Annotated in this window: 7 protein-coding genes; all 7 read left to right on the top strand. The window is 45.6% G+C overall.

All coding sequences use genetic code 11. From position 1 onward, the window contains the following. The first annotated feature begins 1,949 nt into the window (after positions 1-1,949). The 7 genes from QRY16_RS12625 (at position 1,950) to QRY16_RS12595 (ending at position 10,734) form a co-directional block, all read left to right on the top strand. On the top strand, positions 1,950-5,825 hold the full coding sequence (locus tag QRY16_RS12625; RefSeq protein ID WP_289776832.1) for a two-partner secretion domain-containing protein: 3,876 nt from the start codon (positions 1,950-1,952) through the stop codon (positions 5,823-5,825). Between the two features lie 88 nt (positions 5,826-5,913). Next, on the top strand, positions 5,914-7,530 hold the full coding sequence (locus tag QRY16_RS12620; RefSeq protein WP_289776831.1) for a ShlB/FhaC/HecB family hemolysin secretion/activation protein: 1,617 nt from the start codon (positions 5,914-5,916) through the stop codon (positions 7,528-7,530). Positions 7,531-7,548: 18 nt separating this feature from the next. Continuing rightward, positions 7,549-7,917, top strand: a complete 369-nt coding sequence (gene acpS / locus QRY16_RS12615; protein WP_289776830.1) for a holo-ACP synthase — start codon at positions 7,549-7,551, stop codon at positions 7,915-7,917. A 20-nt stretch (positions 7,918-7,937) separates the two neighbouring features. Next, positions 7,938-8,693: an SDR family oxidoreductase gene (locus QRY16_RS12610; RefSeq protein ID WP_290428303.1), complete on the top strand. Its 756-nt coding sequence runs from the start codon at positions 7,938-7,940 to the stop codon at positions 8,691-8,693. Positions 8,694-8,696: 3 nt separating this feature from the next. Continuing rightward, the gene (locus QRY16_RS12605; RefSeq protein ID WP_193403206.1) at positions 8,697-9,245 is read left to right on the top strand and encodes an ApeI family dehydratase; all 549 of its coding nucleotides are present in this window, start codon (positions 8,697-8,699) and stop codon (positions 9,243-9,245) included. A gap of 17 nt (positions 9,246-9,262) precedes the next feature. Beyond that, positions 9,263-9,544, top strand: a complete 282-nt coding sequence (locus tag QRY16_RS12600) for an acyl carrier protein (protein WP_289776828.1) — start codon at positions 9,263-9,265, stop codon at positions 9,542-9,544. A gap of 29 nt (positions 9,545-9,573) precedes the next feature. Next, positions 9,574-10,734 (top strand): aminomethyl transferase family protein, encoded by a 1,161-nt coding sequence (locus QRY16_RS12595; protein ID WP_289776827.1) that lies wholly within the window; start codon positions 9,574-9,576, stop codon positions 10,732-10,734. The last annotated feature ends 16 nt before the right edge of the window (positions 10,735-10,750 follow it).

Genomic DNA, 10,750 nt, shown 5'->3' with positions numbered 1-10,750 from the left:
CATCAGCAGAAGCAGAGCAGGTCTATTACGCTTCCATCGGACACAGAGAACTGTCAGCCTGAGTTTACAGACTTAACACTCTCCCGGTAAACCAGGACGGTTTACGCCATCATTTGTATCGTTTTCTGATATAAAAACAACGAACGAAAACTAATAATAGCACATCATATACTTTGCTCCTTTAGAATAGAGTTCCTGATGATTAGAATCATAACGAATTCCTCCTTCGCTTTATGCCGTGCATTTGGCGAGTTTGAAGTGAGTCACGATTACTCATCAGACAATAGACGCCGAAGCCTGCTTACATCGGAAATAAATTCCGGTCATGACGGTAATAACGAGTACGTCAAAAGAAATTATCTGATTCAGATGAGGCAGAGGTTCAATACATCAGGGAGTAGCGGTATATATATAGAGAGAGAAAGCTGTTACCTTGTTACACGGCAATGAAAAAAGACAGGCTTCGGCAGAAATATTGGCGCTGGGGAGAAGGGCAGAAATCAGCGACTTTCTCTGGCTAAACGTCCTCATCAAAACGTCAATGATCTGGGGCAACGATGTGAATTCGACGCGCCTGTTCCAGTTAATAATTCACTACAAAATTATTAATATATTTCCGGAGAAGAAAAACACAGAGCCAAACAGGAAAATAAATCCAACGGCGACAAAATGTTGATCAACATGACTTCAGCGATACAGCAAAAATACGGGAATAGCGCTTGCTCTTAATTTAGTTCCTATGGGTATACCCACTGCTGCGCGTGAATATAGTGAATATATAAGAAGATCTCTCTCCGTCTTTTTCGGCAATTTTCCACAGGCGGCACGCGTGAGTCTGGAAGGGTTGTTTGCAATATCTGTAGGTTTACAACTTTAATATTGGTTTCTGACCTAAAGATGAAATAACGAGTGAAACAACAATCAATCAGATAGTTAATATATTAACAGGGGGGCTTGTTCAGGGGCGAATTTTTAGTTGGATACGCAACTCTTACTCAAGGTGTGCTTAACAGTATGGTCCTGGGCGCTGTTTTAGGTACTGGATATTCCTTTATTTATGACCATGCACAAAAAGCATCTGAAGGTAGTCATAATCCGGTATATCACGGAGTGATATAGCGTTTATGGTGAGAAAATACAATCGACTTTTTTGAGCGTCCTAATTATGAATCACGGCGCCATACATCCGCCACAGCTGCAGGTTACCTTTAGTTTAGTTTGGAAAAAGTCTGTTTCGTCAGTTTTTTTAAAGAAAAGCGGGTTTGTGGAACTCTTATTCAGCACATGAGTTTGACGCAATAGATTATTTTTTTGCTATCCGATGCAGGCTGTCTGATAACAGTTTTGTTTGTTGTAATTTGGCCTGCCAGGGCACCTGCAAAACGCAGGCGGCTGCCACACAGGATGTATTAGTCGGATTGGCATCAGGGATCAGCACTGTAACCCTGGGCGTTGTGGTTGCTCTCGTCGCGTCACTGATAACGCCTCGTAAACCTTCAGCAGTTGCGTGCCCCGTTTGCGATTAACCGCCTTAGCCATGCCCCGTTTAAAGTAGCTGGTCGGGGTCAGGCAAGTGCGGAGCAGGGTCTTAATGTGGCACTGAAAAGCAGAATCTACCGGAACGGAAAGCTCTGCCTGCCGGGGGTAAATATAGCTGTCTGGGGCTCACTGTTATGCAGGTTCATGTTTGCAAATGATGGGAAATATACCGAGGTTTACAGAGCTGGCGTAACGGAAAATACATGACGTATCTGAGCTGCACTGCAAGGAAAAACCTACGCATTGCTAATAGGCTGCGTACGTCGATAATTTGCTTGCGTATAGAGTGAAATAAAGAAAATAAGGGGGATTATTCGTCAAAGGTCATGAAACAGTAATTTAGCGTGGTGATGTTAGGTTTTTTCAGGAAGTTAATGATCCTCTTATAAAGGAATAAAGAGTAGGTTAATATGAATAGTGAAAAAAATAATCTCTTTCGCTTTGATCTGAAAGGGCACCCTGGCGCGGTTTCTGTTCTGTTAGCACTGCCATTTTTTGGGCAGGCTGCAGAAATCGGCATGAAGGATGGGGCGGTCACTTCATCAAATAATGTGCCTGTTATTAATATCAATAAAGCTAATGATAAAGGGCTTTCTCACAACGTTTACGATAAGTTAAACGTTGATAAAAATGGCTTGATCTTTAATAACAGCATTGCTGAATCCAATACAACGCTGGCCGGTAAAATTCAAGGTAACAGTAATTTAACCTCCGGAACGGCTAAAATCATTCTTAACGAAGTGACATCAAAAAACCCCACTGCCATTAACGGCATGATGGAAATTGCGGGTGATAAAGCTGATTTAATTATCGCCAATCCGAATGGCATTACGGTGAACGGCGGCGGTGCAATTAACACCGGTAAGCTGACGCTCACCACAGGGACGCCAGATATTCAGAATGGCCAGTTGGCGGGTTACTCCGTTAATGGCGGCACCATTACCTTGGGTCAACTAAATAACGCCAGCCCGACAGAAATTTTGTCACGCAACGTTGTGGTCACGGGTAAGGTCACCGCCAGAGAACTGAACGTGGTGGCGGGTAATAATTATGTCAACGCTGCAGGCCAGGCAACCGGCACAGTTACCGCATCTGGCGTACGTAATGCCAACAGCATTGACGTTGCTGCGCTGGGCGGTATGTATGCGAACAAAATCAACCTAATCAGCACTGAAAATGGCGTGGGGGTTCGCAACCAGGGCGTTATCGCGGGTGGCGTTAATGGTGTACATATCGACTCAAAAGGCCAGCTGCTGAACAGCAACGCACGCATTGAGTCTTCTGGCCAGATTAATATCAAGACCAATGGTGCACTGAATAACACCACAGGAGCCATTTCCTCTGACGGTTCCATTGCGCTTGATACCAATAATAATTCCCTGGTAAATAGCCGCTCAGGCAATATTTCAACCCGGGGGGATCTCTACGTCAAAAGTGGCGCTCTCGACAACACGAACGGCAAACTGGCCGCCAGTGGCACGCTGGCGGTTGATACCAGTAACAATACTTTGATCAACTCAGGAAAAGGGAAAAAGGTTGGGATTGAAGCGGGCATCGTGGCATTAAAAACCGGTACCCTGAATAACAGCAATGGCCAGATCCAGGGCGGCTATGTTGGTTTTGAGTCTACTGCTATCAACAATAATAATGGATTAGTCGATTCCCTCGGGAATATTGATATTGCCAGTGCAGGCAATGTTGACAACAACAAAGGCTTGATCCGTTCTGCGGGTGGTTATACAAAAATTTCCGCCAAAGGAACGGTAAACAATGGTGCGACCAAAACGGCAGATACCGCCAGTAATGACTCTTTAGGCATTATTGCTGAGAAGGGGGTGCAGATTGCGGCTAATAACATCAATAACAATGGCGGGCAGATGGCGTCGAATGGCGATGTCTTCCTGGAAAGCAATGGTGCTATTGATAACTACGCTGGCAAGCTGAACGCCTCTGGCAAGGTTATTGCTAAAGGCGGCTCCCTGCGCAACGACCAGGGCGGTATCGCCGGTAAAAGCGGCGTCAGCGCAGCGGTGACAGGCAATATTACCAACTACATTGGCGTCATTAGTTCTGAAGAGGGCGATGTCGCATTAGGAGCCAATGCCGTTAATAACTACGGCGGCTTCATGATGGGTCAGAATATTGTCATCAATGCCAACGCCGAGATGAATAACAACACCGCGCTGATAGTTGCCAACAAGACGTTGACCGTGAACGCAAATAACCATATCGATAACCGTAATGGTGAGAATTTCGGTAACGCGTTTGGTCTTTATTTTGGTATGCCGCAGCAAAAGGGTGGAATGATCGGTAAAGAGGGCATTTCACTTACCGGGAGCAATATTTACAACAATAACAGCCGAATTGTTGCCGAGAAGGGGCCGTTGAATCTGCAAGCGAAAGGCAGCGTTGATAATACCTGGGCATTACTCATGAGCGGAGCCGATGCCATCATCAAAACAGGCGGGGGGTTCTATAACAACTACGCTACGGCCTACAGTAAGGGCAACCTGAATATCGACACCGCGTATCTGGAGAACTACAGTAACGGCTCGCTGATCGATAATAACGCGACCGGCCTTATCGCTGCAGATAAAAATCTTGTTCTGAACATTAACGATAACTTCACGAACTACGGCTGGATCAGCAGTCTGGGCGATGCGGCTTTAAACGTTCTGAAAGGGACCTTCTATAACCGTAATACGCTGGCATCAGAGAAATCTCTGACAATTAACGCGCTGAACGGTATTGAGAACTTTAAAGATATCTCCGCAGCAGGTGATCTGGTTGCTAAGACCCAGCGTTATGTGACAAACAATAGCAACAGCAATATGGTGGGGAATAACATCACCATTACGGCGTTTAATAACATTAATAATCAGGGAAATATTGTTAGCGATGCAGATATGACCATTAAGACAAAGGGTGATCTGTATAACTCTCTCAATATCATTGGTTATGGTGACGTTGCAATCAGCGCTAATAGTATCAACAACAATAACGCTAACATTAAAGCGACCGGTGATATATCGCTGACCACTACCGCACATGTTAGAAACAACCGCGGCAGTATCAGATCCCTGATGGGCAATCTGAGCATTGAGGCGGCAAAAGGTAATGTTGATAACTATAGCGGTAAAATTCTCTCTGCGGGGGCTATCGACATCAAGACTAACGCGTTGAATAACGACTATGGTCAGGTTGCGGGTTATAGCGATATCGACCTTGCGTTAATGGGAAACTTTGATAGCTTCAGAGGATCAGTCCTTTCTCAAACGGGCGACATCAGGCTTGCTGCAAACTCCGTTGATAACAATTACGGCTTTATTGCGGGTAAAAATGTCGCTATCGAATCTAAATCAGGCGTGTATAATAACACTGCGATGATCGCTGCGAATCAGAAACTGACCGTTACCGCGGCGGGGAATATTGAAAACCGTGATGGGAACAACTTCATCCGTCAGTTAGGCGAATACTTTGGTGTTTCCGGTGATGTTGGCGGCATGATCGGCAAGGATGCCCTCTCCCTTGCTGGTCAGAATGTTTATAACAACAACAGCAGCATGATCGCGGAAAACGGTCCGTTAAGTTTGGTAGCAAAAGGGATCTTCGATAATACGCGAGCCTTGTTAGTTAGCGGTGCTGATGCGGTCATCAAAGTTGCGGGCGCTTTCTATAACAACTACGCGACCACATATAGCGCGGGTAATCTCGACATGACCCTGGCGTATCTTGAGAACAACGGTAACGGGAGTTTAGCTGACAATACGGCAACTGGCGTTATTGCTTCAGATAAGAATTTAAATCTGAATGTTGATAACAGTGTCATCAACTATGGTTGGATCAGTAGCAAAGGCGATCTGAACTTCAATGTTCTGAAAGGCGTTTTGTACAATCGTAACGCCATCTCTGCATACAATGTGCTGGCAATTAATGCCCTGAATGGCGTTGAGAATTTTAAAGACATCGTGGCGGGCAGCAGCGTTAAGATTGATACGCAGAGACATGTGATGAATAACACCGGGAGCAATATTCTCGCACAGAACATCGCGATCAATGCCGGCACTGACATTAACAACCGCGGTAATATTGTGAGTGATTATACTCTGATGGTGAAAACTTCTGGAAATATATATAACTACCTGAATATGCTCAGCTATGGCGTAGCGGGTGTCACTGCGGACAATGTGATTAACAGTGGTAAAGATGCGATTTTCGGTGGTTTAAAGGGTATGGAACTGATTGCCCGTAAAGTCACAAATACCGGTACTGTTGTTGGTATTTAATTTACAGGCTGTAATAAAAGGCAGCAGTTATAATCTGATAGTACCAGATCAGAACGGTATCCTGCTGCCTTTCTTTCTGAGAAAGTAAATGGAATTACGATTAAAAATATTTTCGTTATTATTGGTATGCTTTTATGCCCATGCTGATGATGGTGTTAATCACCTGATCAAGCAGCAACAGAATGCCGATCTGAGTGCATTTAAAGAGCAGAAAGTGTATCGTCAGGATGTTTATTCCAGTCGCGAAAATAAAGTGTTCAGGCTGAATGATCTGCCAAAAGAAGAGAACTGTTTTACGATTAACGCGCTTATTCTTGAACACGATTTTTTAAAGCGTAAAACTGACAGGGCGATTAAAAAAGAGATTCTGGGACGCTGTGTCGGCAGTATCGGCGTGGTAAAAATTGCTACCGCGTTGCAGGATTATTATATTGATGCTGGTTATATTACCACCCGCGTCATGCTTCCTTCGCAGGATATCTCTTCCGGCACGTTGATGCTTAACGTGGAGGCAGGGAAAATAGAAAATATCATCGTTGAGAATGATGATATTAATCCGTGGATGTTACCGTTTGAGAAAGAAGACATCCTGAATATCCGCGATATTGAGCAGGGGCTGGAAAACCTTCAGCAAGTGCCCGACGCCAATGTAAAAATCAATATCGAGCCAGGTACAAAGCATGGCTATAGCACTGTCCGTATTAATATTCATCGCGCGAAAAACTGGCGCGTGAGGGCAAGCTATAACAACTGGGGCAACAAAGCGACAGGACAAAACCTGACCTCAGTGGTGGGCTATTTATACAACACGGCCCGCTTTAGCGACCTGTTTTATCTGGCCGGGACACGAAGCACAACCGGACAATATGAGAGTGTTAGCGGCTATTATGCACTCCCGTTGGGCTACTGGAACTATTCGTTTTTTTATAGCAGTAGTCAGTCGCGCCAGATTATCCCACTTAGCTACATCTCGCTGGAATATGCGGGTAAGAGTGAATACTGGAGCGCAAAAGCATCACGCACGGTTTACCGCGATAAAACCCGAAAATTGACCGGTAACGCTGAGCTTATTCGTCGAAAGTCTGGCTATAAAATTAACGGTGAAGCGCTGGTGCTACAAAAACGTAATATGGATAACGTGAAATTTGGCGTTAACTACAAGCAGCAGCTGGAGAATGCGTATTGGGATTCGTCATTTTCATGGCAGCGTTTCCTGACGTGGTTCGGCGCCGAAAGGACGCCCGATATGGCGTATGGTGACGTCAGCCCGGTGAGTCAGCTTTTCAATATTGAAAGCAGTTATTCGCGCCAGCTTGGCAATAATATTTACAGCGCTACTTTTTTTGCGCAATACGCGCCGCGAGAACTGACCTTACAGGATCAGATAACCATTGATGAACGCTGGAGCGTGCGTGGCTTTGAAAATAGCGTTGGTCTGACCGGTAATAGCGGTTATTACATGCAAAACACGCTCTATCATCCGGTCAGTTTTATGAATGCCAGTTACTATTTCGGCATCGATGGTGGGCAAATAAGGAAAGACAGTATTTATAGTGATGAATTCATTATTGGTGGAGCGGCTGGCATTCAGGGTAACGTGAAAAGCCTGACCTATGATGCTTCGTTTTCTATGCCGGTGAAATATCCTGGAGGCATGGATGTAAATAAATTTAATTTTAATCTTAACTTGTCTTTTCAGTTATAAACAAGGATGAGCTGCATAATGCGTATTGGTACGGATATTGTTGAAGTTGCCCGAATAAGCCGGGCGATAAATAACTGGAAAACCGATTTTTTGTACCGTGTTTATACCGGGCAGGAAAGAATGAAAATTAACACGGACGACCCCAGTACCGAACGCGCGGCGGGTTTATGGGCGGCAAAAGAGGCGGCAGTAAAGGCGCTTGGGTGTGGCTTCCGTAACGGTATTACCTTTCACGATGTCGAAATTACCCATGACGACTATGGTTGCCCGCATTTTATTTTTAGCGGGCGGGTAAAAGAGCTGCTGGCAGAAAAAGGCATTATGAATAGCTCGCTGAGTATTTCACATTGCCAGGCTTATGCAACAGCAGTTGCCATACTTTATTAACTTAACTGATTGTGAATATTATGTATCAATATAACGACCTCAAAGAAAAGTCGGTTCTGGTTACCGGTGCCAGTGGTGATATTGGCCTGGCGATCTGCGCTAAATTTTTGGACCAGGATTGCAATGTTTATGCGTTGTATAAATCGAATGCAACGCAGTTAGCCGAACTAAAAGAAACGCATCCGGCAGGTAATAAACTTTCGTGCATTCAGGGCGACCTTGCCGATCCGCAGAGCGTTGCTGCGCTCTGTGCTCATCTGACAGAAGCAACCGGCAAACTGGATGTTCTGGTGAACAACGCCGGGATAGTGAAAGACAATTTGTTTGCCTCAATGAGCTTCGAGAATTTTAGCCAGGTGGTGGACACCAACCTGTTCAGTGTTTTCCGTCTGACAAAAGAGGCGCTGATGCTGCTTCGTTCCGCTGAAAGTCCGGCCATTGTCAACGTTGCCTCGATTGCTGCCATCATCCCAAGCGTGGGACAGGTGAACTACAGCGCGTCCAAAGGAGCAATTCTTGGCTTGACCCGCACCCTGGCGGCCGAACTCGCGCCTTATGGCGTTCGCGTCAATGCCGTTGCGCCAGGAATGATTGAATCAAAAATGGTGAAAAAGGTCTCTCGCACAGTGATTCGCAGCGTAACCAGCTCAATACCGCTACGCCGTCTGGGCAAATGTGATGAAGTGGCGAATGCCATTGTCTACTTATGCTCTTCAGCTTCCAGTTATATTATCGGTCAAACCATCGTTATCGATGGTGGCCTGGTCATGCGGTGATGTATGTCTAAATATATTATCCCTTCAAAGATTTTTCTGGAAATGGGGGGCTGGCGTCAGCCTCTGCTGATGGTCGACAGAATTGACGATTTTAAATACGGTGAGAGCGGATTTGTGAAGGTGACGAAACATATCACTTATAACGAACCTTATTTACTGGGGCATTTCCCGGACGATCCGATTATGCCTGGCGTGATTATTTCCGAAATTTTTGGTCAGGCCAGCGAATATTTCTCATTTCTGACAGATATTTGTGACATCTACCAGACCAGATTTAATGAAGAAATAAAATCGCTGCGCGATATTTATACCCGCATTAAGACCGATGAAATGCTGGAGATTATCCGTACGCGCCGAGCTCAGGTACGTGGTGTGCTGGCCGCTCAGAATCTTAAATTCAAAGATATCGCTTATCCTGGCGACTCGATTGAAGTCACCAGCAAATTAGCGTTTTCTGATGCCCACGGCTTTAAGCATTATTCCGTAACGGCAAATGTCGGGAAGCGGCTGATTAGCCACGGAACAATTATTAATTTTCGCGAAACCAAATAACCCCTGCGAGAGTAAAAATGTTAGCTATGAATAAAGATATTGAACAGCGCAAAGCTGTGCTGCTTACTATTAAAAGCGAGATTATTCAGCGTCTGAATATTCAACGTGATGAGTTGCAGATTGATGATGATACAGCGCTGTTCGGCAATGGTTTAAAACTGGATTCCGTCGATGCCACGGAAATAGTCGTGATGCTGGATAAAGTATTCGGCTTAAAAGTCGGTGAAGGCGATGATCCTTCTTATATGAGAAGTATCAATAGCCTCGCCACATTTATTATCCAGAAGCAAAACGCGTAATTAAATTTTATGACTAACAGGATGGCTTTATGACGTCTCTCCATGATTTACATTTGAAACAGGGCGCAGTAATGGGTGTTTATAACCACTATTCAGTGCCCTCTGCCTACCATGACCCAATGGTTGAATATAAGGCCGTGCGTGAAAATGTGTTGCTCGTTGATTATTCGCATATGTCAATTGTGAGCGTGGTGGGTGACGATGCGTGGGCACTGGTGAATTATCTGGTCTCTGCAGACGTCTCCATTATTCGTGACGAACAGGGGATCTATTCTCTGGTGCTTAATGAAGATGGCACGATTCGCGGGGATGTTTACGTCCTTTGTTCTTCAGAAGGTTATTACGTTATGTCTGAGAACATACCTGCCGCTGAACTGGTGGCGAACCTCAATACACTTCTGGAAAAGACAGACGAACTCGATATTCAGGAAAACCCTGAAATCAAAGATATGCGCGAAGAAAGCTGGGGCGCGATCCTGCTTGAAGGCCCCTACGCATGGGAACTGATGTCGGAAATTCATGGCTTCGATATTGTCGGCCTGCCGTATTACGAGTATATGAATACCGATGATGAACTGATGGTATTCCGCTGCGGTAAACACGGGGAATTTGCCTACATGGTTATGGGCCATCGGGAGAAGCTGCTTGAGCAGTGGCAGCAGCTACAGCAGCAGGGTGGCAAATACATGTTGCAGACCGGCGGTCTGGACTATCAGAAAATGGTGCGTATTGAAAACCCTGGATGGGACGAAAGCCTGTGGGCCGATTACGCCCTGAATCCTGTTGAGCTGCAGATGCAGTGGGCCGTTCAGTATGACAAAGAAGGTTTTGTCGGCAAAGAGGCGGTACATGCGCAGTCGCATGGCGAAGGCGCGCGCAAGATGATTGGCATGATAGCCGAAGGGCCGTGCTCAGCTATTGAACCGGGCGATAGCGTTCTGGTCAGCGGCCAGGCGGTAGGCCGCGTGGTTAAGGCCATTTTCTCGCCTGCTCTGCAATGCTTTATTGCCCTGACTTTGCTGGAAAGCGACTACGCCTGGTCAGACATCTGCGGCTTTGACATTCAAACCCGCACTGGAACGGTGGCCGCGAAAACCAAAAGTATGCCGTTTATCTATAACCTGAGCATGATGGTTAACCCGACTGAGCACAGCTTTGTTGATGCGTCAAAAGCGAAAAGCGCATTGTAATTAATTCAACATCAGA

This window comes from Mixta mediterraneensis, assembly GCF_030283135.1.
In the GTDB taxonomy this organism is placed as follows: domain Bacteria; phylum Pseudomonadota; class Gammaproteobacteria; order Enterobacterales; family Enterobacteriaceae; genus Pantoea; species Pantoea mediterraneensis.
The sequence above is the reverse complement of the archived record's forward strand: the minus strand, read 5'-3'. Positions and strand labels throughout refer to the sequence as shown.